Origin of the sequence: Metabacillus hrfriensis, from assembly GCF_030127205.1 — a bacterium.
In the GTDB taxonomy this organism is placed as follows: Bacteria; Bacillota; Bacilli; order Bacillales; family Bacillaceae; genus Bacillus_P; species Bacillus_P dongyingensis.
The window spans coordinates 3,205,133-3,229,021 of the sequence record NZ_CP126116.1 but is presented as its reverse complement, the minus strand read 5'-3'; the positions used below and the strand labels follow the sequence as shown (position 1 = coordinate 3,229,021).

At 37.1% G+C, this 23,889-nt stretch carries 21 protein-coding genes; 15 read left to right on the top strand and 6 right to left on the bottom strand.

Features of this window, described 5'->3' with window-relative positions:
• Positions 1–31: 31 nt before the first annotated feature.
• From QLQ22_RS15790 to QLQ22_RS15775, 4 genes are all read left to right on the top strand, one after another.
• The gene (locus QLQ22_RS15790) at positions 32–1,345 is read left to right on the top strand and encodes an MFS transporter (protein ID WP_284015179.1); all 1,314 of its coding nucleotides are present in this window, start codon (positions 32–34) and stop codon (positions 1,343–1,345) included.
• Between the two features lie 34 nt (positions 1,346–1,379).
• Positions 1,380–2,369 carry an ornithine cyclodeaminase family protein gene (locus tag QLQ22_RS15785; RefSeq protein ID WP_284015178.1) on the top strand — a complete coding sequence of 330 codons (990 nt, stop codon included), beginning with the start codon at positions 1,380–1,382 and terminating at the stop codon, positions 2,367–2,369.
• Between the two features lie 150 nt (positions 2,370–2,519).
• Positions 2,520–3,431, top strand: coding sequence for an SDR family oxidoreductase (locus QLQ22_RS15780; RefSeq protein ID WP_284015177.1), 912 nt, complete (start codon positions 2,520–2,522; stop codon positions 3,429–3,431).
• Between the two features lie 503 nt (positions 3,432–3,934).
• Positions 3,935–4,756, top strand: a complete 822-nt coding sequence (locus QLQ22_RS15775) for a squalene/phytoene synthase family protein (RefSeq protein ID WP_223435979.1) — start codon at positions 3,935–3,937, stop codon at positions 4,754–4,756.
• A gap of 671 nt (positions 4,757–5,427) precedes the next feature.
• On the opposite strand, the gene QLQ22_RS15770 is transcribed toward QLQ22_RS15775, so the two are convergent.
• Complete coding sequence (locus QLQ22_RS15770) at positions 5,428–6,348, bottom strand: S66 peptidase family protein (protein ID WP_223435978.1); 921 nt, start codon at positions 6,346–6,348, stop codon at positions 5,428–5,430.
• Positions 6,349–6,722: 374 nt separating this feature from the next.
• Entirely contained in the window at positions 6,723–7,607 is an 885-nt protein-coding gene (locus QLQ22_RS15765) for an AraC family transcriptional regulator (protein ID WP_240549796.1), read from the bottom strand.
• Between the two features lie 118 nt (positions 7,608–7,725).
• On the opposite strand from QLQ22_RS15765, the gene QLQ22_RS15760 reads away from it, so the two are divergent.
• Positions 7,726–8,670, top strand: coding sequence for an EamA family transporter (locus QLQ22_RS15760; RefSeq protein WP_284015176.1), 945 nt, complete (start codon positions 7,726–7,728; stop codon positions 8,668–8,670).
• Between the two features lie 503 nt (positions 8,671–9,173).
• On the opposite strand, the gene QLQ22_RS15755 is transcribed toward QLQ22_RS15760, so the two are convergent.
• Positions 9,174–10,079, bottom strand: coding sequence for a DMT family transporter (locus tag QLQ22_RS15755; RefSeq protein ID WP_252207118.1), 906 nt, complete (start codon positions 10,077–10,079; stop codon positions 9,174–9,176).
• 455 nt (positions 10,080–10,534) lie between these two features.
• On the opposite strand from QLQ22_RS15755, the gene QLQ22_RS15750 reads away from it, so the two are divergent.
• From QLQ22_RS15750 to QLQ22_RS15735, 4 genes are all read left to right on the top strand, one after another.
• A complete protein-coding gene (locus tag QLQ22_RS15750; RefSeq protein WP_223435973.1) occupies positions 10,535–11,158 on the top strand; it encodes a TetR/AcrR family transcriptional regulator in 624 nt (207 codons plus the stop codon).
• Between the two features lie 74 nt (positions 11,159–11,232).
• The gene (locus tag QLQ22_RS15745) at positions 11,233–12,117 is read left to right on the top strand and encodes an ABC transporter ATP-binding protein (protein ID WP_284015175.1); all 885 of its coding nucleotides are present in this window, start codon (positions 11,233–11,235) and stop codon (positions 12,115–12,117) included.
• Positions 12,118–12,123: 6 nt separating this feature from the next.
• Positions 12,124–12,921, top strand: coding sequence for an ABC transporter permease subunit (locus QLQ22_RS15740; protein ID WP_284015174.1), 798 nt, complete (start codon positions 12,124–12,126; stop codon positions 12,919–12,921).
• Positions 12,922–12,966: 45 nt separating this feature from the next.
• Positions 12,967–13,764 carry an ABC transporter permease subunit gene (locus QLQ22_RS15735; protein WP_284015173.1) on the top strand — a complete coding sequence of 266 codons (798 nt, stop codon included), beginning with the start codon at positions 12,967–12,969 and terminating at the stop codon, positions 13,762–13,764.
• A 355-nt stretch (positions 13,765–14,119) separates the two neighbouring features.
• Here QLQ22_RS15735 and QLQ22_RS15730 read toward each other — a convergent pair whose 3' ends face one another.
• Together QLQ22_RS15730 and QLQ22_RS15725 are read right to left on the bottom strand one after the other, a co-directional pair.
• Positions 14,120–14,377, bottom strand: a complete 258-nt coding sequence (locus tag QLQ22_RS15730; protein ID WP_223435965.1) for an HPr family phosphocarrier protein — start codon at positions 14,375–14,377, stop codon at positions 14,120–14,122.
• 434 nt (positions 14,378–14,811) lie between these two features.
• Entirely contained in the window at positions 14,812–15,801 is a 990-nt protein-coding gene (locus QLQ22_RS15725) for an NAD(P)-dependent alcohol dehydrogenase (RefSeq protein ID WP_284015172.1), read from the bottom strand.
• A gap of 314 nt (positions 15,802–16,115) precedes the next feature.
• Here QLQ22_RS15725 and QLQ22_RS15720 point away from each other — a divergent pair, with 314 nt between their 5' ends.
• On the top strand, positions 16,116–16,604 hold the full coding sequence (locus QLQ22_RS15720; RefSeq protein WP_284015171.1) for a DinB family protein: 489 nt from the start codon (positions 16,116–16,118) through the stop codon (positions 16,602–16,604).
• A 177-nt stretch (positions 16,605–16,781) separates the two neighbouring features.
• On the opposite strand, the gene pdxR is transcribed toward QLQ22_RS15720, so the two are convergent.
• Positions 16,782–18,152 carry a MocR-like pyridoxine biosynthesis transcription factor PdxR gene (gene pdxR / locus QLQ22_RS15715; RefSeq protein ID WP_284015170.1) on the bottom strand — a complete coding sequence of 457 codons (1,371 nt, stop codon included), beginning with the start codon at positions 18,150–18,152 and terminating at the stop codon, positions 16,782–16,784.
• Positions 18,153–18,242: 90 nt separating this feature from the next.
• Here pdxR and QLQ22_RS15710 point away from each other — a divergent pair, with 90 nt between their 5' ends.
• The 5 genes from QLQ22_RS15710 to QLQ22_RS15690 all read left to right on the top strand — a co-directional run bounded on the left by QLQ22_RS15710 (position 18,243) and on the right by QLQ22_RS15690 (position 23,561).
• Positions 18,243–18,815, top strand: a complete 573-nt coding sequence (locus QLQ22_RS15710) for a GNAT family N-acetyltransferase (protein ID WP_284015169.1) — start codon at positions 18,243–18,245, stop codon at positions 18,813–18,815.
• A gap of 711 nt (positions 18,816–19,526) precedes the next feature.
• A complete protein-coding gene (locus tag QLQ22_RS15705) occupies positions 19,527–20,201 on the top strand; it encodes an HAD hydrolase-like protein (protein WP_284015168.1) in 675 nt (224 codons plus the stop codon).
• A gap of 80 nt (positions 20,202–20,281) precedes the next feature.
• The gene (locus tag QLQ22_RS15700) at positions 20,282–21,145 is read left to right on the top strand and encodes a pentapeptide repeat-containing protein (protein ID WP_423246265.1); all 864 of its coding nucleotides are present in this window, start codon (positions 20,282–20,284) and stop codon (positions 21,143–21,145) included.
• A 322-nt stretch (positions 21,146–21,467) separates the two neighbouring features.
• Positions 21,468–22,511 (top strand): SDR family oxidoreductase, encoded by a 1,044-nt coding sequence (locus QLQ22_RS15695; RefSeq protein WP_284015167.1) that lies wholly within the window; start codon positions 21,468–21,470, stop codon positions 22,509–22,511.
• A 309-nt stretch (positions 22,512–22,820) separates the two neighbouring features.
• Positions 22,821–23,561 (top strand): DUF2935 domain-containing protein, encoded by a 741-nt coding sequence (locus tag QLQ22_RS15690; protein WP_423246264.1) that lies wholly within the window; start codon positions 22,821–22,823, stop codon positions 23,559–23,561.
• The last annotated feature ends 328 nt before the right edge of the window (positions 23,562–23,889 follow it).

The following is a 23,889-nucleotide window of genomic DNA, read 5'->3' as shown; positions in this document are numbered from 1 at the left end:
GGATAAAATATAAAACGGAGAGGTGTCAAAAATGGCTCAAAACAAAGGGGATAAAAAAATAGCAACAAAAGCCTTGATAGCCAGTTTAATAGGAAGTTCTATTGAGTGGTATGATTATTTTTTATACGGAACAATTGCTGCACTTATTTTCAGCAAGTTATATTTCCCATCAGGCGATCCGGTTGTCGGATTAATGCTTGCGTACACATCCTTCGCTCTTCCCTTTTTCATTCGACCGTTAGGCGGAGTAATTTTCAGTCACATTGGGGATAAAATTGGCCGGAAAAAGACGCTTGTCATGACACTATCATTAATGGGAGGAGCCACTGTATTAATTGGCTTGCTGCCTACATATGAAGCGATCGGCATATGGGCTCCGATTCTCCTAATCGCTTTGCGCTTAATTCAAGGTCTTGGTATTGGCGGTGAGTGGGGGGGAGCACTATTATTAGCGACAGAGTATGCACCTCCTGAAAAACGGGGATTTTTCGGCAGTATTCCACAAATGGGTGTCACGATCGGCTTGCTGCTTGGAACATTATCGATATCTTTCATGACTCTATTGCCTAATGCACAGTTTGAAGCCTGGGGGTGGCGGGTGCCGTTTATTTTAAGCGCACTGTTAGTATTTATAGGATTATGGATTCGAGGCGGCATAGACGAAACTCCAGCATTCAAGGAAGCAAAAGAATCAGGCAATATTTCTAAAGTGCCTCTTATTGACACGTTCAAATATCATTGGAAAGAAGTTCTTATTGCAGTAGGGGCCAAAGTAGTTGAAACAGCACCATTCTATATTTTTGGAACATTTATTATTTCATATGCTACCGGTACTCTTGGGTTTGAAAGAAGTTCTACATTGAATGCCGTTACAATCGCAACTCTGGTCACAACAATCATGATTCCGTTTATGGGTAAATTATCAGATAAGGTTGGCCGTAAGCCGCTGTATATAGGTGGAACCGTAGCCATGATCCTATTCGCCTTTCCGTACTTTTACTTACTATCATTAGATTCTGTCCTATGGTTAACAGTGGCAACAATCATTGGACTAGGTATTATTTGGGCACCTATTACTGCAGTATTGGGAACGATGTTTTCAGAAATTTTTTCAACAAGTGTCCGCTATACAGGTGTAACAGTTGGGTATCAGCTGGGGGCTGCAATTGCCGGCGGTACAGCTCCACTTATTGCAACGGCATTGCTGAGTGCATATAATAATTCATTTGTTCCCGTTGCTTTGTATATCATCGCTGCGGCAATCATCTCATTAATTGCGGTTTCTTTTACTCGTGAAACTAGACCAATCGATACGGATGGGAAACCCCAAAGCAAGGCCATGTAAAAAATTACGACCTAATAGACCAAGGAGTGAAAAAATGCTGTTATTAAATGAACAGAAGATCACAGAGTTGTACTCCATGGCAGATTGTATAGATGATGTAGAAAAAGCATTCCGTTATGGACGGGAAGGTAAAACAATTGCTCCAATCAGGATGTCTATCCCTCATAAGAAGATGTCAGCAGAAACGCTATATATGCCTTCGTACATTGAATCAGAGGACTACACTGCCGTTAAGATTGTAAGCATTTTTCCTAATAATGCTAAACAAGGGAAAAAAGTGCTCCAAAGCATTATTTTATTAACAGATGCGATTACAGGAGAACACGTAGCGATGATGGATGCCAGTTACTTGACCATACTCAGGACCGGAGCATCAAGCGGAGTTGCCACAAAATATTTAGCACGCGAAAAATCCAGGATTTGTGCTGTTCTGGGCTGCGGTGCTCAATCGCTGGGACAAATTCAAGCTATTATGGCTGTCAGAAATCTGGACGAGATCATCCTTTATAACCGCACGATAGAAAAAGCAGAACAATTAGGTGAAAAACTTCGTGCACTTTATCCCAATTGGAATGGAAACATTGTTTTTAATAGTGATGCAAACAAGGCTGTTGAGAAAGCTGATATCATCATTTGCAGCACCAAATCTACTACCCCGCTGTTTAATGGGAACCTGCTAAAGCCAGGAACTCATATTAACGCGATTGGCTCGTATCAGCCGCATATGCAGGAAGTCGACGTTCACACGCTGAAAAAAAGCGGCAAAATCGTTGTTGATACCATTGAAGGAGCGCTTCATGAAACTGGAGATTTTCTAGTTCCAATGAAAGAGGGATCTTGGAGCCCTCAATCTATTTACGGTGAAATTGGGGAAATCATTTGTGGAGAAAAAGAAGCTCGAATGTACGATGACGAGATTACATTTTATAAGTCCGTTGGGATTGGCTATCTAGATACGATGGTTGCTGTTCAAGTTTTTAAAAAAGCGATTGAAGCTAGTGTGGGTGAAAACTTTTCCCTTTAATAATAAGCAGAAACAGGAGCTCCAGTTTGATAACTGGAGCTTTTCCTGCGGTTTGTAAAAAGAAAAGTGAAGAAATCTATATAATCTATGACAAAAAATGTCGTGATTATTAATTATACTTAAAGTATTACCTAAAAGGAGGTTCAACAGATGAGACCTTTAAAAGACAAAGTAGCACTGGTTGCGGGCGGAACAAGGGGAGCGGGACGAGGAATTGCAATGGAACTTGGAGCTGCCGGAGCGACTGTCTATATTACCGGCCGCACTACCCGGAACCAAATTTCGGAATATGGACGTCCGGAAACAATCGAAGAGACGGCTGAATTAGTAACTGACTTAGGCGGGATAGGTATTCCGGTTCAAGTTGACCATCTTGTTCATGAACAAGTGGAGTCATTGTTAAAAAGGATAGAGATGGAACAGGGAAGATTGGACATATTAGTCAATGATATATGGGGAGGAGAGTATTTAACGGAATGGAACAGTCCAGTATGGCAGCAGTCTTTGGATAAAGGATTTAGACTGCTTCGACTTGCTGTTGATACTCATATCATCACAAGTCACTATGCGCTTCCTTTACTGATTAAAAACAAAGGAGGATTAGTGGTAGAAATGACGGACGGAACAGAAGAATACAACAACAGCCATTATAGATTATCGCTCTTTTATGATTTAGCCAAAAGTTCAATCATTCGTATTGCTAAATCCCTGTCACATGAGCTCGCACCATATGAATGTACAGCCGTATCTGTAACACCTGGCTGGATGCGTTCAGAAATCATGCTTGAAGAGTTTGGAGTGAAGGAAGAAAATTGGCGTGATGCATTAGAAAAAGAACCTCATTTTGTCATTTCTGAAACTCCGCGTTTTACTGGAAGGGCAATCGCAGCAATTGCTAATGACCCTGACAAAATCAACATGAGCGGTCAATCTTTCTCAAGCGGACAGCTTGCAAAAAAATACAAATTTAAAGACATTGACGGTTCCCAGCCGGACTGCTGGAGGTATATTCCTGAGGTTCAAGAGGCGGGTAAACCTGCAAACGCAGAAGGTTATAGGTAGGTTAATACTCGAAATGAAAAGTACTACTAAAGGAACGCTTGAGATTGAATCAAAGCGTTCTTTTTTAAATTATCAATAAATTTTAACTGAAAAACAATAAAACATATCCTAAAGTAAAAAGATTGGAATGAGGTGCTTTAAGAGGCCTGGTCTGACGGAGAAGGTAGTTAAAGGAAAGAAGCCTGCTTTTTACGAATTTCAAACAGTTCGAAAATATAAAAAACAGGTAATAACCGTTGCACGGTCAGATTTTCTCGAAAGTATAAAAAAAGCACAAATAATAGTTTAAAATGATGGAAGGCTAATTGCATTTAAGAGTTAGGCATGAATATGTTGTTTAATGGTAAAAAGAGATTATTTTTGTAAAAGTCAATAAATACATGATAGACTTCTTATGAAGAAACTAGGATTTTATGCAGCTAATCATCCTAACACTACTTGCAATTATTGAAATTAATGAAAGGATTTAATAAGACTAAAAAAATAAAGGAGATAGTACAAATATGAGTGAAACAATAAATTTACATAGCGACGCGAGAGACATGTTAATGGCAACAAGCCGGACATTCTTTATTCCTATAAGTCTTCTATCGCCAGGATTAAGAGAAACGGTTACATCCGCCTACTTATGCATGAGAGCCATTGACGAGATTGAAGATCATCCTGAACTCCATGCTGAAACCAAAAGCAATCTATTGCGTTCAATCAGCCAACTCTTGCAAAAACCTTTTAATAACAACGAGTTAATGGATATTTTTCTTCCATACAACTCCCTTCTTCCGGATGTTACCTTACGTCTTGGTGATTGGATCAAGCTTTGTCCACCGACAATTGTAGAGGATGTTTTGAATGCAACATCCACTATGGCGAAAGGGATGGCTGACTGGGTTTTAAAAGAGTGGCGGATTAAGAGTGAAGAAGATTTGAATCAATACACTTTCTACGTGGCTGGTTTGGTTGGAGTCATGCTCTCAGATATTTGGAAGTGGTATGATGCTACTGAAACAGATGAGACTCTCGCCATAGCCTTTGGCCGCGGCTTACAGTCCGTTAATATTCTTCGTAACCGCGCTGAGGATTTAGAGAGAGGTGTAGATTTCTTTCCCGATGGGTGGGAGTTAGAAGATATGTTTATGTACGCACGACGTAATCTAGCTCTTGCTGACGTTTACTTGGAGAATATTAAACCTGGTCCTATCCTTAATTTTTGTAAAATCCCGATAGCTCTCGCACATGGTACGCTTGATGCCTTGATGGAGGGAAAGGAAAAAATGAGCAGAACTGCTGTAACTGAAATAGTTAGTAAAGTAGTAAGCAAACAGTAATCCGAAAAAGCTAGGAAAGCACTTTCTCTTTTAGATAACTAGGATAGGTTATCATTTGAAGAAATAGCATTGCTGAATAATCTATTTTTCCTTGATCGAAATAGATTCTCTAAATACTGCCGTGGTGCGTACAACAATAATAAAGAGTTGGCGTTGTCGTTTATTAAAGGGGGTTTTTCTGGAATATCCATGCGGCGTGGATGTTCCAGAACGATCTTCAATTAATTGGGCGTTTCCGCAGGAAGCGTCTTTTTTACTTTGCTTATATATGAAGATGGACTACTATTATTAGAAATAATGAGAGCCTTATTTTAAGGAGGAAAACATGAATTTAGAGCATGAGTTTTACCTTATTATTTATAACAACCAATGTAAAAGATTTTTGGATGTATAGAGAAAAAAACAATAGTGTAATTGACTCTGTTGTAATACATGATGATATCATTCAATACATTTATGTCTCGTTAGAATGAATTCCCAGTAAAAATCCAGCATTGCTAGGAACTCCAAATGGTCTATTCCCCACTCAATATCAATAGGATTTTTAATTTGCCAATTAATACGCTTCTGAAAGGGATCTGGGAATTCATTGTTTCTATGTGCTGAACAAGGTTGAGGAGGGGTTTACTGAGATTGCTGATCATTCTGGCTGAACCAACTCCTTCATATCGCTAAGTAACGGTTGGTTCAAGCACAGTCAATATTGTATCAGTCGAATTGAGATTAACATTAGCACCTATTGGAATAGCAGCTTTATAAAACCCATGCCCTGAAGCAAGATTGATGATCAGTGGTTTTCCTATAGGGACTAACAATAAATTAATTAAATCTTCATAAGTTGTATCATAAGATACAAGGCAATTCGTACATTCTCCCATGATAATGCCAAGACAATCTTGAAATTTACCTGACATCATTAATTGAGTCAGATACCGAAAAATCATTGTAGTAGGTGCATGTGTGTCTTCTAAAAAAAAGATTTTACCTTGTGTATCTATTTCATATGGAGTACCAAGGGTATTGACTAAAGAAGTTATATTTCCACCCACTATTGGACCCGTTACATTTCCCGGCACTAAACTCTTCAGGAGAATATCTGGCGGGTTTTGAATAATTCTGGGAGAATTCAATGTAGAAGTTGCTTCAAAGAATTGATTGAAATTATAAACGGGTGTCTCTATTCTAAAATCAATCAGCATTAGACTATGGAACGTTATTAAATTACTAGATAGATACAAACTATTTAGTAATACGGTTATGTCACTATATCCAGATATAATTTTAGGATTCTCTCTTATGACATCAAAATCCAGGTAAGGAAGGATGGTCTGAACCCCAGTTCCTCCTCTTGTTGATAGAATCATATTGACACTTGGATCTTTAAACATATTCATGACATCTTCGGCTCTTTGCTCAGCTGGTGCAGCTGTGATGCCCTCATAAGAATAAACGTGCTTCCCAAAAACGACATTATAGCCCAAATCTTTCAAATATTGGACTCTGTCATTTATAATTTTTGTATCAAGAGGGCTGCCAGGCGTCACCAAACCAATCGTATCACCTCTTTGCAGCAACGGAGGTCTTATTGCCATATTTTCCTCTCCCTGTATTCGCTTCAATTATTATTTACGATAATAAAAGGTATTAGAAGGTGATCTGATATATGTCATATTAATGAAAACTACTGATTAAGCACTTCCGCTTTAAATGCACAGTACGACTATACTCACGTTAAATTTCAGTATGTTGCGCCATTAAATGTCCAGATTGTTGAGGAGAGCTGGAAGAATTAGAATACTAAGGAAGAATGTTTGTGAAGGATTACACTTAAACTCGCGAAGCTGGTTAGTTCAAGTAAGAAAGAGACCGAAAAGTTCCAAGAAAGACCCTCCTATTAAATATTAAGCCGTTCTCTTTAGTGTTTTAACACATGAAAAATTGAATGAACAAAATAACATTCAGATAATTACCCATTTTTATACTTTTTGTATGCTAACGGTGTCATGTTTATAGACTTCCGGAACTTATCAATAAAATAGCTTGTACTATTAAATCCTACTTGATAGGCAACATCTGTGACATTGGAATCTGGTTGCAGTAGTAAGACTAAGCTTTTTTGAATTCGAAAATCTGTTACGTAATTCAAAGGTGTTTTCTTTAACATTCGCTTGAAATATCGACAGCATTCCGATCGGCTCAATTGTCCGGCTTTTGCAATATCATCTAACATGATTTTCTCAGCATAATGTAGATGTATCCAATTTAACATTTGCTTCATTCGATGATTCTTTAACATTTCTGTCTGTTCGTACTCTAATTTGAAGCCATTAACGATTAAGTTTTGCCAAATGAACGTTAGCTGTACGGTGATGTCAATTTCGTAGTATGGTGGCTTTTGTTGAATCAATTGATTGATTTTTATAATGGCATCTAAAATGTTTTTCTCCCAAAGTTCCTTTGTATTTAAGTGTAAGTAAGATAAATTAGTCGCTTGAATATAGGGATTTACATAAGTAGTATAGAGTTCTTGTGATAAAACAAAATGCGGAGAAACGTTTAAACAAATATAAACACACCCGGAAAGATTTTTTTCTTCCGCCATGTGCAGACAGCCACTATTTATAAATATCCCCTCACCTTCACGAACCTCTGCTTTTTCTTCATTTATTTGAAATATGGCTTCTCCTTTTATAATTAGAACAAATTGAATTTCATCATGCCAATGAAGTGGTATAAATCCATTAATATTTTGGTTAATCGTTGTTTCGTAACATGCAATCGGTAACACAACGGTACGATGTTCTGTTAATTCTTTTAAACTTTGGTCAATCTTAAAATCTTTTATTTGCATATTACCGCCTCAATATATTTATATTTTCACATTCAATTTAGGTATTATTTAACTGATTTTTCACTTATTATGACAATATTATAACACTATTTTTGTATTTAAAGGTGGAGAGCTAAATATGAATAGAAGAAAAGGATTATTTCTCGTTATTACGGGTGCGATTTTTTGGGGTATTGGGGGCACCGTTGCACAAAAGCTTTTTCATCAATACGCAATCAATGTAAATTGGCTTGTAACTATACGATTACTTATAGCAGGCCCTTTACTCTTGACCATTCAATTTTTTGGCAAAGACCCTTCTCAGATACTTGGTGTATGGAAAAGTAAAAGGACTGCTGTTCCGCTGATTATCTTTGGATTATTGGGTATGCTTGCCGTTCAATACACGTATATGGCATCCATTAAACACGGGAATGCTGCTGTCGCAACGCTATTGCAATACTTAGCGCCTGTCATGATTATTATTTATTTAATTTTACGCAAACAATCCGTTCTAACAAGAAAGGATTTAATAACAGTTTCGCTTGCTTTGGCTGGATGCTTTTTCTTATTAACCAACGGCTCAATCTCTCAATTATCTGTGTCGGCACTTGCAATAGTTTGGGGCATTTTATCTGGAATAGCGTTAGCCTTTTATACGTTATATGCTGTTCCTTTACTGAAGCAATACGATTCCCTTGTTATTGTTGGCTGGGCTATGATTATTGGCGGTTTTGCCATGAGTTTGATTCACTCACCTTGGCAATTGGACTATAAAAGCTTAACATTAGAGGCTTATTTATACTTAATTTTCGTTATCGTATTTGGTACTATGATTGCTTTTTGGTTTTATATCGAAAGTTTACAAAGTCTGTCGCCAAAAGAATCGAGCTTTTTAGGTAGCATAGAACCACTGGCGGCTGTTCTAACAACAGTCTTTTGGCTAAGAGAATCCTTTGGAATTTTCCAATGGTTTGGTACTGCTTGTATCATTGGAATGATTGTTTTATTGGCTTTGAATAAAGATTCTTCTTCAAAATCTACCCAGCAGTCAAAAATTAAAAAGTCCCTTAAGGTAAGCTAATTTCGCTCTAATCAAAATAAAAGAAATGTGAATAAAGGATAAATAATGGACTTAAAAGAAAAGATGAGATTGGGTGTAGTATACTGTGATTTTGAACCTGAATTGGTAAAGATCGAATTGATGAGTGGGTGCTCCCTGCAAAGAAATTAAAAATATCTAGAATTGTAAGGCTGCTTGTCAATGTTTAGACCAACTATACCGAAAAATTTTAAAAGGACATTTTAAGAAAAGGGACTTCCACATAAATAAACGGTAGAGCATTAAAATTCAATGCTCTTTTTGTTTTGGTCAGATTTTGTTGTCATAACAGCTTCAAAAAAATTCATTTCTTCTTATTGAATGAAAAGGTGCTTTGCTAACAAGCACCGCAGTAACTAATTGTAAAATAATGAAGACAATCGGGGAATGTTTGATGGCTTGGATATTTTTTTCTCTGCGATACACGTAATAATGTGAAAAAATCTTTGAGATAAACCCAAAGATCCTTACTATAAAAACTAATGTTAATCTTGTTGATGAACAACAGGAGAATTCGCACTTTTATATTTTGACTTATTCGATGAAAGATAAACGCCTGCAAAAATAATTAGCAGTCCGACAATTATATTTGGAGTAATCGTTTCTTCCAGCAGGAAATAACCCCAGATTATAGCCGAACCAGGAATCAGGTAAGTGACAGTTGCTGCTAACTCAGGACTGCCGTTTTTATTGATATAGAAATAGATCAGTTGTCCTAGCCCTGAACCGAAACAGCCAAGACCGATTACCGCAAAAAACGGAAGAGGATCAAGGAGCAAATCAAGTTTGAACGGCTCAGTAAGCAGCATCCCGATTAAACCGACAAGAGCACCAGTAAGTAAGGTGGAAGTTGTTATAACCAGCACCCCTATCTCCGACAAAAAACGCTTTGTTAACTGGCCGGCAAGTCCGTAGCAGATGGCGGCAGCAAGCATTGTCCCAATTCCAATAAAATTCTTTCCGAAAAGCTGGCCGAATTGGAAATCCATCAGCATAAGTATTCCGAAGAAACCAATTAATATGCCAATCCACTGACGGCTGGTAAGTCGATAAGAAAAAAGAATAAATCCAATAAGACCTGTCCAAATCGGCGTAGTCGCGTTCAGAATCGAAGCGGTCGTACTGTCTATCACAGTTTCGCTTAAAGGTATCAAGCCCCATGCCAAACCACAGTTAAATATACCAACAACAATTAGTGCTTTCCAAGGCAGCCTCCCTTTGATTTCTCTGCGTCTCCACACTAAAACCGGCAGCAGGATGATTGCACCTGCTATACAGCGGAGAAACACAATTCCCCATACACCAGCTGGCGGAAGCAGCCATTTCATAAAAACAAACGATAAACCCCAAATTAAACTAAGCCCGATTAGGGCTCCATACAGTCGAAGCATGAATTGCCTCCTTTCTTCATTCTTATTATGACAAATTTTGATGAAAAATTCATTTTGAAATCTTGCTCTCTTATTTTTACGGATGTGACAACGTGAAGGAACCTGATGAGCTTGTTTTGATTAATCTTTTTCAAAATAAGCTTTTTTCTTTTTGCTCTTGTATAAAGAATTAGATCGTTAATTTAATCAAACTTTATTCAAAGGTGCAGGAAGGGAATGAAAGTTATTGCTCGAGGAACGGCCATAATATGTTTTGGATAGGCTTTTATAACGCCCCCATAAAGAGGAAGTGAATATTCCGGAAACACCTACAATGTTTCTAAGCAACAATTTCATTTTTTTGTAAAAAATATAGCTTGAACACCATTGACCAGAGAGGTCAACGGGATTACAATGGTGTTGACCGGTATGGTCAACAACCTCGCATTAGCTAATGTAGAAAGAGGGCTGCCAAGATGTTTTCGAAATTTTTGAATCTGGATAAGGAAAAACAGGACCGCATCATAAATTCGGCAATGAAGGAATTTGCCCAGAACGGTTATGATAAGGCATCGACAAATGAAATCGTCAAGGAAGCGGGAATATCAAAGGGTTTGTTATTCCACTATTTCCAAAATAAAAAGCAATTATATTTATTCTTGTATGATCATATGGTCGATATTCTAATGGAAAAAATTATGGAAAAAATAAATTGGGATGAAAAAGACATTTTTGCCCGCTATCGGCAAATCGCATTGCTGAAAATTGAGATATATCAAATTTACCCGGAAATGTTGAGTTTCGCCAAGTCAATTTATAAAGACTCCTCTCCTGCAGTGAAAATTGATATAAACCGCAGGGGGAAAGAGTTGTTCGAAAGTTCCTTCAATAAATTATTTTCCGATATTGATCTTTCCAAATTTAAAAAAGGGATTGAGATCAAAAAAGCGATTAACATTATAAATTGGACATTGGAAGGGTTCGCCTATCAATATCAAGAAAAAGCATTGGCCCTATCTCTGGAGCAACTCGATATCGAAGAGACAATGGCAGAAATGGAAGAGTACCTGAAAATATTAAGAAATTCTTTATACGAATAAGGGGGTGATCAATCCTATTACAAAATTGGCCATTCCGCATAACTGATTGAGGAGAGAAAAGGGAGGTAAGATAAATGAACGTTATAGAAATAAAAAATCTAACCAAAACTTACGGCAAGGCAAGAGGGATATCTGATATTAGTTTTAATGTTGAACAGGGTGAGATTTTCGGGTTTATTGGGCCTAATGGCGCTGGGAAGTCGACAACGATCCGTACGCTGTTATCTCTCATCTATCCCACAAGCGGCAGTGCAACTATTTTTGGAAAGGATTGTGTTCAATCAGGTCCTGAAATTAAAAAGGAAATAGGCTATTTACCTTCAGAAGTTTTTTATTATGAAAATATGAAAGTAAAGGATTTATTAAAATATTCAGCCAGCTTTTATAAAAAAGATTGCAGTAAAAGAATAAAAGAATTGGCTGAAATCATGGATTTGGATCTCAATAAAAAAATAGATGACCTCTCTTTAGGAAACAAAAAGAAGGTCGGTATTGTTCAAGGGCTGCTTCATGAGCCTAAGCTGATCATTCTCGATGAACCTACGAGTGGACTTGATCCTCTGATGCAGCAAAATTTCTTTGAATTGCTTGAGGAAGAGAATAAAAAAGGTGCCACAATACTTTTTTCATCTCACATTTTAAATGAGGTACAGCGTTTATGTAATCGTGTTGCCATTATTAAAGAGGGAAAAATCGTTACAGTTGAAAAAATTAGTACATTACAAGAAAACACCTATAAAAAATTCAAAATTGAAGCAAAGTTAAAGCTTGAACCAACTTATTTTAATTTAACGGGTGTCAACAATTTAGAGGTGAAAAATAATGTTGCCAGCTTTATATTTAAGGGAAATATCAATACGGTCATGAAAAAAATAGCCGACATTGAAATCACGAACCTCTGGATAGAAGAGCCGGACCTTGAGGAGATTTTTATGCACTACTATGAAAAGGAGGTCTAGGACGCTATGAATATATTTTTTCATGAATTGAAGGCGTATCGGAAGTCTACGATCATATGGTCGCTATCGTTAATTGTGATCATCGTTATTTTTATGTCGATGTATTCTTCCTTTAAAGAGGATGCAGAAGGTTTTATGAAAATTTTGGAAAGTTATCCGGAGGCGATAAGAAATGCACTTGGGTTTAATCAAGGGAATTTCTTTACTATTCTAGGCTTCTATAGCTTCCCATTATCGTTTATTACTCTTTGCGCAGCAATCCAGGCAATGAATCTCGGTACTTCCATTGTCAGCAAAGAAGTCCGTGAAAAAACCGCAGACTTTTTGCTCACGAAGCCAGTTACCCGGACTGAAATTTTGACATCCAAGTTATTGGCAGCATCGGTTTCGCTAGTCATAACGAATATCGTTTATTTCGCTGCAGCGAGCTTTGTGGCAATACAAGTCAAGACCGATGATTTTAGCTTGAAAACTTTCTTTTTACTTTCCCTTACGATTTTTTTCATTCAACTGATTTTCCTGGCTATAGGAATTATCATTTCCGTTATGGTCCATAAGATCAAATCCGTGCTGCCCGTCTCGCTTGCTACCGTCTTTGCTTTCTATTTTCTGGGAGTGTTCAGTGATACGAAAGACGATGAAGTGAAACGTTATTTTTCACCATTTAAATATTTTGACACCGCCTATATCATTAAACATTCCGGCTATGAAGCATCATTTTTGATTGTAGGTGCAGTGATTATTATTCTTGCCATTGCAGCTAGTTATGTCGTCTATACAAAGAAGGATATCCATGCTGTATAAGAATTTTGGCTATGCATATGGAGAGCTATACGGAGGGGTGGGGTCATGAATATATATTTAAAAGAATTGAAGTCTCATCGAAAAGCGCTTATCTTTTGGAGCATCGGTGTCTTTCTTGTGGTGGCATCTGGAATGGCTAAGTATTCTGCCTATTCATCATCTGGCCAATCGATAAATGATCTGATGGGTGATATCCCAAAATCACTGAGGGCTGTATTGGGTTTCAGTACTTTGGATTTATCGAAGGCCAGCGGCTACTATGGTATGCTCTTTCTCTATTTGTTATTAATGGCAACTATCCATGCGGCGATGCTTGGAGCAACGATTATTGCCAAAGAAGAGCGGGACAAAACGTCAGAGTTTTTATTCGTAAAGCCAGTATCAAGAAGTACCATTATTACCGCAAAATTATTGGCAGCATTCACCAATGTCGTGATCTTTAATCTCGCAACATTCGCTTCGTCCGTTATTCTTATTGGGAAATACAGAGGGGATGAGGCGGTTAATGGTGAAATTGCCATCTTAATGGCGGCAATGTTCATTTTGCAGGTCTTGTTTATGGTAATAGGCAGCTCGCTTGCTGCTGTCAAAAAGAATCCAAAATCGGCTGCATCAGCAGCTGCTGGAATCCTATTACTTGCTTATATGTTATCAATCGTTATTGATTTGAATGAGAACATTGAAGTCTTAATATACTTTACACCATTCAAATATTTTGAAGCGAAAAATGTCATGTATGGCGGCGGTTTCGAAGCAAGCTTTATCATGTTGTCTATAGGGTTAATTGCGGCCCTTTCGATTATTACCTATGTTTTTTATAACAAAAGAGATCTGAATATATAGCACAAATAGACCGAGATTTTCGGTCTTTTTTAATGTTTTTAAACCGTTGGGCCACATAGGCTCAGATTTATGATTTATTTAATAAAAATAATTTCTAAAAACTAAGTACAAAGGAAAAAATGTTTATTCCTTTGTTCAATAAATAAGGAGGAGTAAAATTGGGATTTTCGTTTATGCCAGGTTATGGCTATTCGTAAATTTGCATAATAAAAGTTAACAGGAAAGATCAGACTGAAGATCTTGAGTAGAAGCAATAAAAATAACAATGTAAAATAGAGGAAACTCATCAAAAAAAGCCTTTGCTCAACGGGAGCAAAGGCTCATTAGCATGTTAGGGGTGTATGTCTTTCTTAACTCAATCTAATGATGTTAAAGTTTTAATTACTTGTTGGAGAGCTTCTTCTTCATCCCGTCCGGAAGCTTCTAATTTTATTTCTGCCTTGTTTTGTATTCCAAGTGATAAAACACCCAATATGGACTTCAAATTAACCTTGCGTCCATTATAAGTTAGAAAAATATCAGAACTATAACGAGAGGCGGTCTGAATCAATTCTGTAACAGAACGTCCATATAACCCCCCTATACTGTTCAGTTCAACTGTTTGTTGAATCATATAAAGACCTCCTTAACTCATATTTTTTAGGAAGGAAAAGAAAAACTCCCTCTGTCTTATGTATGAATCTTTTTTCTGAATCATGTTAATTTTTTTGTGTAGCAGCCTATTTCATTTCATCATCTATTTTTCAATGCAGTGCAGTGCTTTGAGAAAAACGGCAATATATTAACATAGCAAAAATCCCAGATTTTTGATTAAAAAGCTGGGATTTTTGCATCTTATTAGACTTAGGGAAATGGATAAGAATTGGTGATTATTCAAGAAAAGCACCCGTGCTTAAGATAGCTTGATGTTATCATAATTGAAAATTCACTTTTGTGTTTCCATTGTTTCCTAACCCATAATCAGAAACCCTGTTATATAGAATTTCTATGGCTGCATCAAATGAATTTCCTATGCCCTGATCGTTGAAAGAATAAATAGTGTTTCATTTAGTAGGATTTGTTGTAATGTTCCACATTTATGACGACATTTCCCTTCTTGTGTCCTTTCTCGACATATCTATGAGCTTCTACTATCTCTTCAAACGCATAGTATCTGTCAATGACTACTTTTAACTTCCCCATCTCAACAAGTTCTTTAAGGAAGTTTAGTGCTTCGGAAGTTTCAGGTGAATTTTGACCCAATATTAGTTTCTTGCTGCTTGTCAATTTAGTCCATAGCATTCGAACACCTGGTAATGGTTCAGTGACATTTAAATAGGTACCGTCCTTCTTTAACGATTTCATACAAGCTGAAAACGAACTCTTGTTTACTGCTTCAAAGATCACATCATAAGTCTCACCCTTAATAGAAAAATCTTCTGCAGTATAATCAATTACCTGATCGGCTCCCAGAGATTTTACCAATTCTAAATTCGATGTACTGCATACCCCTGTAACGTTTGCTCCGAAATACTTGGCAATCTGTACTGCATAACTTCCTACACTTCCTGAAGCACCATAGACAAGGACCTTTTGACCGCTCTGAATGTTAGCTTTTCTAAGATAATACAATGCTGTGCGTGCCCCAATTGGAATAGCTGCGGCTTCCTCATAAGTTATATTGGAGGGTTTAAGAGTTACTGGTCCATCTTCAGGCAGACACCTATATTCGGCATAAGCACCAAAACCCATTAGGGAAGCAGCAAAAACCTGGTCACCTTCCTTAAATCTTTTGACATCTTTCCCTACTGACTCTACTTCTCCAGCTAACTCCATCCCCAATATCTCTTTTTTTGGTTGTCTGAAACCAAGTGTAATTCGGGCAGGGAGCCAAAAAGCGGGAGGAACTGTAAAACTCCGTGACCGAATATCTGCTACTGTTACGGTTGTTGCTTTTACTTTTACCAGTATTTCATTTTCCTTCGGAATAGGTTTTTTTACATCTTTCAATTGAAGAACGTCGGGTGGACCGTAGTTTGTATACACAATTGCTTTCACTTATATTCCTCCAATTCGTTCTATTCATTCATATCTGCAAACACGAATAAAAAGAACGATATTTTCACTCTTCAATAACTGTTTTTAATCTATCCTGCGACGTTAGTCCAATACGTAATTTCCTGTTTTTCATAAGAGATATCAAACTCATCCCAGTTAATACCACAAGCAGGTTAATTGAAGAAGGAGATAACTATTTTATCTAGAACAAGTAAGGATCAAAGAGATTTTCAAGAAATGTTCTGGGTTCTTTGTTCGACTAAAGTAAGATTATATTCAATCATGAAAAGAAATCACTCGAATGGAGGAATATCATGCAAACCATGTTCCGTTACAATTGGTTGGTCAGGGAAGAATGGTACCGCTGGTGTGAGGACGTATCAGTGGAGGAACTGCAGCGTACCCGAACAGGTGGAGTCGGAGGGATTTTACATACCCTCTTTCACATTATCGATGTGGAGTGGAGCTGGATTCAGGAACTGCAGGGAAAATCAGGTTTTCAAGAAAGTTTTGAAAGTTACAATGGTTTGGAGAAGGTCCGCAAACTGGATGCGGCGTTCCGACCGGAAGTGGAAGAGTTTGTACAGTCCTGGGAGTTGAGTATGGAAACTCGCCCATTTTTCGACCCCCGACCCAACGGGACAATGGATGTCGATGCGTGGGGTGAAGTCATGCGCCACGTAATCGCACATCAAATCCACCATGTTGGGCAGTTATCGGTCTGGGCTAGAGAAATCGGCAAAAAGCCTGTGTCAGCAAATCTTGTAGGCAAAGGTCTGATTAACCCACAATTGTTAAGCTAACGGATATATAGATAGTTCAATTAACCGCCTAATCAGGAAGGCGGTTTACTTTTGGTCTAAAATCAGCATGAATATACGTACAAAGTCAAAAAAAGCTTTCAGTTATTTCTTAAATCAGCTAACGGGTGCTTCACATTATAAGGTTAACAGGAAAAATCTGGATAACCTTATAAAATGCTAATTACTTAAGCTTTTTTTCCATACTGCAGCTAATAAACTCACACCTTTCTGAATTTCGTCCAGGGATGGTGCACCATATCCCAGCATAACTTGGTGACTTGGTTTGTGAAGCTGATACATTGTGGAGACAGCATCGATTTCAACTCCTTTTGACTTCGCTAGCTCTATTGCAATAGATTCATTTAATCTATCTGGTAGTTGAACAATGATATGTAAGCCTGCTGCATCTCCCATGATTTCAAATTCTTCTCCTAATTGGTTAGTTATGCTTTCAATTAAACAGCTTCTTTTTGCTCGATATAAAGTTCTCATTTTTGCTATATGTCCCGTATAATGTCCTTCTGCCATTAATTTTGCGACGACTTGCTGATCGATTCTTGAAACGGTAGATTTTTGATAAGTATTGAACTGTTCAAAGTCCGATTGAAGAGATGCTGGCATAATAAGATAACTCATACGAAGTGATGGTAATAATGTTTTTGAAAATGTACCAAAGTAAAGGACCCGTTCAGATGAATCTAAATGGGATAATGTTGCAATGGGTGCCCCTTTGTAACGAAATTCAGAATCATAGTCATCCTCTATAATGTAAGCGTCCTGTTTAAGTGCCCATTGTAATAACTGTATCCTCCTGGCCGCGGACATAATTGCACCGGTTGGATATTGATGAGCTGGTGTTGTATATAATAGTTTAATTGTCTCATTAGGCACACAACAGCCTTCCTCATCCACAGAAATCGGATGATATTGCAGCTGTAATTGCTCAAAAACAGATTTTGCCCGAATAAAACCTGGTTCTTCTGTTCCGATAGCTCCCCGATTAAAAAACAGACATACATTCATTAACTGTTGCTGAAATCCACTAAAAATATACACTTGCTCCGGCTGACAAGCTAACCCTCTAGCTTGTTGTAAATACCGTGCAATTTGCAAGCGCAACGCATATTCACCTTGCCACGGTGCATTGTATCCGTTGAATTCATTAAGCTCCTTTCGATATAGCCTGTTCCATAGTTTGAAAGGGAAGACATCTGCATCAACCTGGCCATTTTTAAAATTAATAAAATGCTCAGGCTGCTCCGGTTTCTTCAGAGAAGTCTGAGCATTTTCAGCATAGTGCCATTCATCTTCAATTTCCGAAACAAAATATCCTTGCCGTTCAACAGAATAACTGTAGCCTTCACTCTGCAGTTGTTCGTAAGCCATTTGTACAGTCATGATACTTATGTTTAATTGTTCAGCCAATCGTCGTTTAGCAGGAAGCTTAGAATGGGCTAATAGTGTTTTTTCCAAAATCGCTTGTCGAATTTGTTCATAAATTTGCATATATTTTGTTTTATCATCCGTTAGCAGAATTTGAAGTTCCATCTCATCATCCCTTGGTATTATAGTTAATTTCATTTTTGGTTATTTTTATCATATCAGAAAAAGGTTTAATAGATCCAAGGAGTGATGAAAATGAAAAAATTAGAAAATAATGTTGTACAGTTAATCCCAATGGAACTTGAACATGTCGAAAGAATTTATGAAGCAGCGCAAGATAAACGTATTTGGGAGCATATGTCGGTTGATTTAACAGAGAAAAACTGCGTACTTCAATATGTTCAAGATGCCTTGCAAAAACGTGAGCATGGTACTGATATTGCGTTTGTAATTGTAAATAAAAATACAGAGAAAATAATTGGTGCTACTTGGCTTCTTGATATTTCAAAACAACACAAATGCCTTGAAATCGGATCAACTTGGATTAACCCTAATTTTTGGCGAACAAATATCAATACGAATTGTAAATATTTATTATTGAAATATTGTTTTGAAGAACTGCACCTTAACCGTGTACAAATAAAAACAGGACATGAAAACTTCCGTTCACAAAAAGCGATAGAACGGATTGGAGCGGTAAAAGAAGGCATTCTTCGAAATCATATGATTCGAAAAGAAGGGATTATCCGTCATACTGTCCTGTATAGTGTCATTAAGGAAGAATGGGCAAAAGTGAAAAAGCATTTCGAAGGACATTTACTAAATTAAGGGACACAATTAGTTAAGAATTATAAGTGTCTTATTTAATAATAGGGAGCTATTATGCAATCCAGGACACAGCTGCTGCAAAACGATCTTCTTCAATCGGGAGCTTTACACGTATAGATGACAATGTTTACTGTTGATGGCAGTGTTGTAAATGGAAATACTGACATTCATAGTAAAGGTGATTATACAAATGTTGCCTGTTACACCTCATTATTTCAAACGATATTATCCTGGGGTGTTTTTGTCGATGTACTAAATAAAGGCTATGAGGAGAACAGTTACCGCTATGTAGCATGCATACTACAGCATAGAAAATCATTCGTTACAATTAACCTAGTTACATTTAAAAGGATATATGAAGCTTTTTTTCCTTCATAATTGATTAATTTAGTTTGTGTTTGAACCGTTCTAAATACAGAGATAACTTACATGAATAATTTGAAACATCTAAGAGGGCGAAATGGTATAATTATCAATAAAAGGATGAGGTTGTGCTGGAAAGAATTACTCTATATATCCCACATGACTTATCTATTTAAGAGAGAAAATAAACACAGATGGAAAACAGTGTAGAAGCTCTCATTCTATTAGTTTTAATCGAATTTCCTTTTTGTTTAAGTGTTATAGGTTTTTTTTCATATTAAGAGAATATAAGAAGAGAAAAAAAGAGATTGAGGCTGCATGAAAAATTGTAAAATAGGAGCAGGAATCATGTCTACAGCAGTCATATTTGATATGGATGGCACACTTTTTCAAACCAACAGGATTCTTGAATTGTCACTCGAAGAAACATTTGAGTTATTAAGGGGAAAAAATCTGTGGGATAAAGAAACACCGATAGACAAATATAGGAGGATAATGGGTGTTCCGCTGCCTGCAGTGTGGGAAACGCTCCTCCCAAATCACTCTATAGATACAAGAAATCTGGCCAATGATTTTTTTCAAAAGCAATTAATAGGTTATATTCATTCTGGCAGGGGAGAATTATACCCGAATGTGGCTGAAATATTTCGAAAACTAAAAAACAACCATTTTCCTATTTTTATTGCCAGTAATGGGCAGACAGAATATTTGGATGCAATTGTTCATTATTATAGTCTTCAAGAATTGATTACAGAAATGTTCAGTATTCAGCAAATAGCATCACAAAACAAATCGGAGTTAGTCGGCAAAATCGTTAAAAAATATAAACTGAAAAAAGGTTTTGTGGTGGGGGACAGGCTTTCAGATATTTTGGCCGCCAAAGATAATAATCTAATTTCAATTGGCTGCAGATTCGACTTTGCACAGGAAGAAGAACTTTCTCAAGCTGATTATATAATTGATGATCTGCTGAAAGTTGAGGAAATTATCAGCAGCTATCATTCAGATACGCTATCAATTTGAGTCTCTGGATTTTGACTTTTTTCCATCTTTGAATGGAGCTATTGATTTATATAAGATATCTTAAAAAGGAAGTATTCATAATGGCTAATTTAATAAACAATAACGATCAACTTAATTTAAGTTCAGACTGTGAAAACTGCTTCGGGTTGTGCTGTACGGCTTTACCTTTTGCACAATCTGCTGATTTTGCACTCAATAAAGATGGCGGAGATCCTTGTCCGAACCTGCAAGCAGATTTCAGGTGCGGAATTCATCGGAATCTTAGACAAAAAGGATTTAGGGGATGTGCTGTTTATGAATGTTTTGGCGCTGGACAGCACGTATCTCAAGTAACTTATGAAGGGAATGATTGGCGGGATCATCCAGCAGCTGCAAAAGAAATGTTCGAAGTATTTCCTATTATGCAGCAGCTTCATGAAATGCTTTACTTCTTAAATGAAGCCCTTAGTTTAGAAGAGGCTAAATCTATACATAAAGATTTGCAGGCTGCGCTTGATGAGACGAAATCACTGACTTATTTAAGCCCTAAGTCTATCCTTGATCTAAATATTCAATCACATAGAATGGCCGTTAACGAGTTACTTTTGCGTACAAGTGAATATGTAAGGGCAAAAGCTGGCCAAAAGAAAAAAAAGAATCAAAAAAATAAAAACCATAAAATAGGAAGGGGCAGTGACCTTATCGGTGCAAATTTAAGAGGTGAAAATCTTAGAGGAGCTAATTTAAGAGGAGCTCTGCTTATTGCCGCGGATCTCAGAGACTCTGACATGAGATTGACTGATCTAATTGGTGCAGATTTTAGAGACGCTGATATAAGAGGTGCAGATCTTACAGAAAGTATTTTTCTCACCCAGCCACAAATGAACTCGGCAAAAGGCGATAGGAACACTAAATTACCAGGAACTTTAAGGGTTCCAGATCATTGGTTTGAAAATGGAAGGTAATTTAATTTCATGAATGATGACGGCTTAAACCTGATCTGATTAACGAGTGTAATTATGGGAGCACTCTTATCTAAATACTTTTAATATTGAAATGAGCCATAAGGCTCTTTTTTTAGAATGGTTATATTTTCAGCTGTTTATATACAGCTTTATTTGTAATGCTTTATTTTATATGACCAGTTAACATAAGTGTCATTCAACAATCGCACCTTTCTTAATTAATGTCATGATTTTTTCAATCTATCCGTATCTTTTTACTAAGGAAAATCGTTTGTAAATTGAAAGGTTTTTTTCAGACTATTTAATTGAATGGGGGAAAATCATGAAAGTCCTTATATTGGGCGGTACACGTTTTTTAGGAAAAGCTTTGACAGAAGAAGGATTATCAAGAGGGCACGAAATTACCTTATTTAATCGCGGCACAAACATTGAGGCTTTTCCTGGAGTGGAGCAGCTGGTCGGAAATAGAGACAGTGATGTATCACAACTGAAAAACCGGAAATGGGACGTTGTAATGGATACATGCGGATTTGCTCCTCATCAAATTAAAAAAATAGCAGCCGTACTCGGGGATAACATAGAGCATTACACATATATCTCAAGTATTTCTGTATATAAAGATTGGATTCCCAACAATATTAAGGAACACTATCATTTACAATCCTTGCCGGCGGATAAATTGAAAGCCGTTGAGGAGAGAACAATTTCTCCTTACGAGTATTACGGGGCGTTGAAAGTACTATGTGAAGCAGAAGCAGAAAACCATTGGCCAGGGCGTGTTTTGCATATAAGAGCAGGACTGCTTGTTGGCCCGTTAGACTATACAGATAGGCTTCCGTACTGGGTTAAGCGTGTAGCCAAAGGTGGAGAAGTACTGGTGCCTGGTCGGAAAGATCGACCAGTTCAGTTGATTGACGTAAAAGATATAGCAGTGTGGGTGTTCAATTTGGCGGAAAAAAGAAAGGCAGGGACGTTCAATGTAACAGGACCGGAAAATGAATTGACTATAGAAGAGCTATTAAACACCTGTAAGGCTGTTACAAACAGTGATGCGGAATTCATTTGGGCAGATGAACAATTTGTATTGGAGCATAAAGTACAGCCATGGACGGAAATGCCATTGTGGATTCCGGAACACTACCCGATAGAGGGTGAAACAGAACCATGGAAAGGCACTTTTTCCATAAGTATAGAAAAAGCTGTTAACTCTGGCCTTTCCTTCCGGCCTCTTGGTGATACTATTAATAATATATATCGATGGGAGAAAGAAAGAGAGGTTAAAGAACTCAAAGCGGGGATCTCTCAAGAAAGAGAGCAGGAGCTTTTGGAGTCTTGGTTTCAAAAAGTGAAAAAGAAGACAGTGTGATGGGAATCACATGCCTGCTTGCTTTTTTATGTCCTTAGCAACAAGAACAGATCCAAAAGTAAAAATTTTAATAAAGAATTTAAATATGCCTGACAGCTGCAGTTGAATCAATCAAACAATTCTAGGACCCCAAGCGGGTTCTTTTTTATTTACTAAGGAGAATTCACCTTAGTATCATTCATAAATTTAAGTGGAATAATAAATAATTTCATTCATTTATATATAAGTAGACTTATAAAATAAGAGGTGATCATCTTGGCTTTATTTAATGAAAAGGCTGCCTTTGAACATGGATTTTGGCTTAGGATCATGGCGGATCATTCAACATTTATATTAGAAGCATTGGCTGAGAAGGAGAAAGGTGAGATCGCAGCTGCGAAACGTTTTGTTGAAAGCTTTAAAGAACTCAGAGAAAGAGCAAATAGCAGCAGCGAGTATAAGACTTTAACACTCGAGGCGGAAAAACTCACTGAGGAGTTAAGGAAATTTAAGCTGGATATTCTAAAAAAACAATTGACAAGCCAATTTGTTATTCATTTAACTCCAACTTTTCTAAACCATATGGTAAATGAATTAGACGAATATCTATTAATCATTCAATACTTAAAAAAAGGGGAAATACCGCCTGTTTTTCACGAGCTTCATCACCATTTATTATGGACAGTGGATGCAGCAGGCCACGCCGGAGCCATATCTGATTCCCTGGATTCCGTTGAAAAGAAATTAAAAAATAAGAGTGATGAGTTTACGAAGCATTTTGAACAATTTTACCTGAAGGCAGTAGAATTAACAGGTTATTTAAGGACTAACCTCAATTCCTTTCCCGCATTGGCCAGAATGAACAAGGACGTGAAGCTTGAGATCGAGTTGTTTCAATTATTCCTGAGCGAAATTGAAGAATTAGAAATTTCAAATCAGATGCTGAGCTCATTCTCGGCACTTATGGCAGACCATATGATGAGAGAAGAGTGCTATTACCTGATAAAACTGGCAGAATCATCTAATACTGAGGTGCCAAACTGCAGTCCTATTCACTCAGATTTTCATTGAATGAAGATTTTCTGGCTTTTTCGAACAGGAAAAACAAGAAAAAGAGGCTTAAATTTAGCCCATTTAATCCTCTCTTATCTTTTTTTAATGTAAAAGAGACAAGCCTAGCTTCACAATAACAGCAGCATTATGAGCAGCTCGATTAGAGGATTTCAATAATCTATCAGGAATTATAAAAAAATCTTATCGAGCATCCAATCAGAAAAAGGATATGTTTTCTTTTCCTGATTTATAAGCAGCGTTTCTCCATAAAGGAAGAAGCACTTTTTTTACATAACGATAAGCAGGGATAAAGAAAAGAAAAAGAAGGGATTGATTGGCCATAAGT

Bases quoted from the DNA above. Each gene is read 5' to 3' on its own strand.
- QLQ22_RS15790 (WP_284015179.1), top strand. From the start codon at position 32: ATGGCTCAAAACAAAGGGGATAAAAAAATAGCAACAAAAGCCTTGATA.
- QLQ22_RS15720 (WP_284015171.1), top strand. From the start codon at position 16,116: ATGCAAACCATGTTCCGTTACAATTGGTTGGTCAGGGAAGAATGGTAC.
- QLQ22_RS15740 (WP_284015174.1), top strand. From the start codon at position 12,124: ATGAATATATTTTTTCATGAATTGAAGGCGTATCGGAAGTCTACGATC.
- QLQ22_RS15755 (WP_252207118.1), bottom strand. From the start codon at position 10,079: ATGCTTCGACTGTATGGAGCCCTAATCGGGCTTAGTTTAATTTGGGGT.
- QLQ22_RS15745 (WP_284015175.1), top strand. From the start codon at position 11,233: ATGAACGTTATAGAAATAAAAAATCTAACCAAAACTTACGGCAAGGCA.
- QLQ22_RS15770 (WP_223435978.1), bottom strand. From the start codon at position 6,348: ATGGCAATAAGACCTCCGTTGCTGCAAAGAGGTGATACGATTGGTTTG.
- QLQ22_RS15785 (WP_284015178.1), top strand. From the start codon at position 1,380: ATGCTGTTATTAAATGAACAGAAGATCACAGAGTTGTACTCCATGGCA.
- QLQ22_RS15710 (WP_284015169.1), top strand. From the start codon at position 18,243: ATGAAAAAATTAGAAAATAATGTTGTACAGTTAATCCCAATGGAACTT.
- pdxR (WP_284015170.1), bottom strand. From the start codon at position 18,152: ATGGAACTTCAAATTCTGCTAACGGATGATAAAACAAAATATATGCAA.
- QLQ22_RS15690 (WP_423246264.1), top strand. From the start codon at position 22,821: ATGGCGGATCATTCAACATTTATATTAGAAGCATTGGCTGAGAAGGAG.
- QLQ22_RS15695 (WP_284015167.1), top strand. From the start codon at position 21,468: ATGAAAGTCCTTATATTGGGCGGTACACGTTTTTTAGGAAAAGCTTTG.
- QLQ22_RS15730 (WP_223435965.1), bottom strand. From the start codon at position 14,377: ATGATTCAACAAACAGTTGAACTGAACAGTATAGGGGGGTTATATGGA.
- QLQ22_RS15780 (WP_284015177.1), top strand. From the start codon at position 2,520: ATGAGACCTTTAAAAGACAAAGTAGCACTGGTTGCGGGCGGAACAAGG.
- QLQ22_RS15750 (WP_223435973.1), top strand. From the start codon at position 10,535: ATGTTTTCGAAATTTTTGAATCTGGATAAGGAAAAACAGGACCGCATC.
- QLQ22_RS15775 (WP_223435979.1), top strand. From the start codon at position 3,935: ATGAGTGAAACAATAAATTTACATAGCGACGCGAGAGACATGTTAATG.
- QLQ22_RS15765 (WP_240549796.1), bottom strand. From the start codon at position 7,607: ATGCAAATAAAAGATTTTAAGATTGACCAAAGTTTAAAAGAATTAACA.
- QLQ22_RS15760 (WP_284015176.1), top strand. From the start codon at position 7,726: ATGAATAGAAGAAAAGGATTATTTCTCGTTATTACGGGTGCGATTTTT.
- QLQ22_RS15705 (WP_284015168.1), top strand. From the start codon at position 19,527: ATGTCTACAGCAGTCATATTTGATATGGATGGCACACTTTTTCAAACC.
- QLQ22_RS15700 (WP_423246265.1), top strand. From the start codon at position 20,282: ATGGCTAATTTAATAAACAATAACGATCAACTTAATTTAAGTTCAGAC.
- QLQ22_RS15735 (WP_284015173.1), top strand. From the start codon at position 12,967: ATGAATATATATTTAAAAGAATTGAAGTCTCATCGAAAAGCGCTTATC.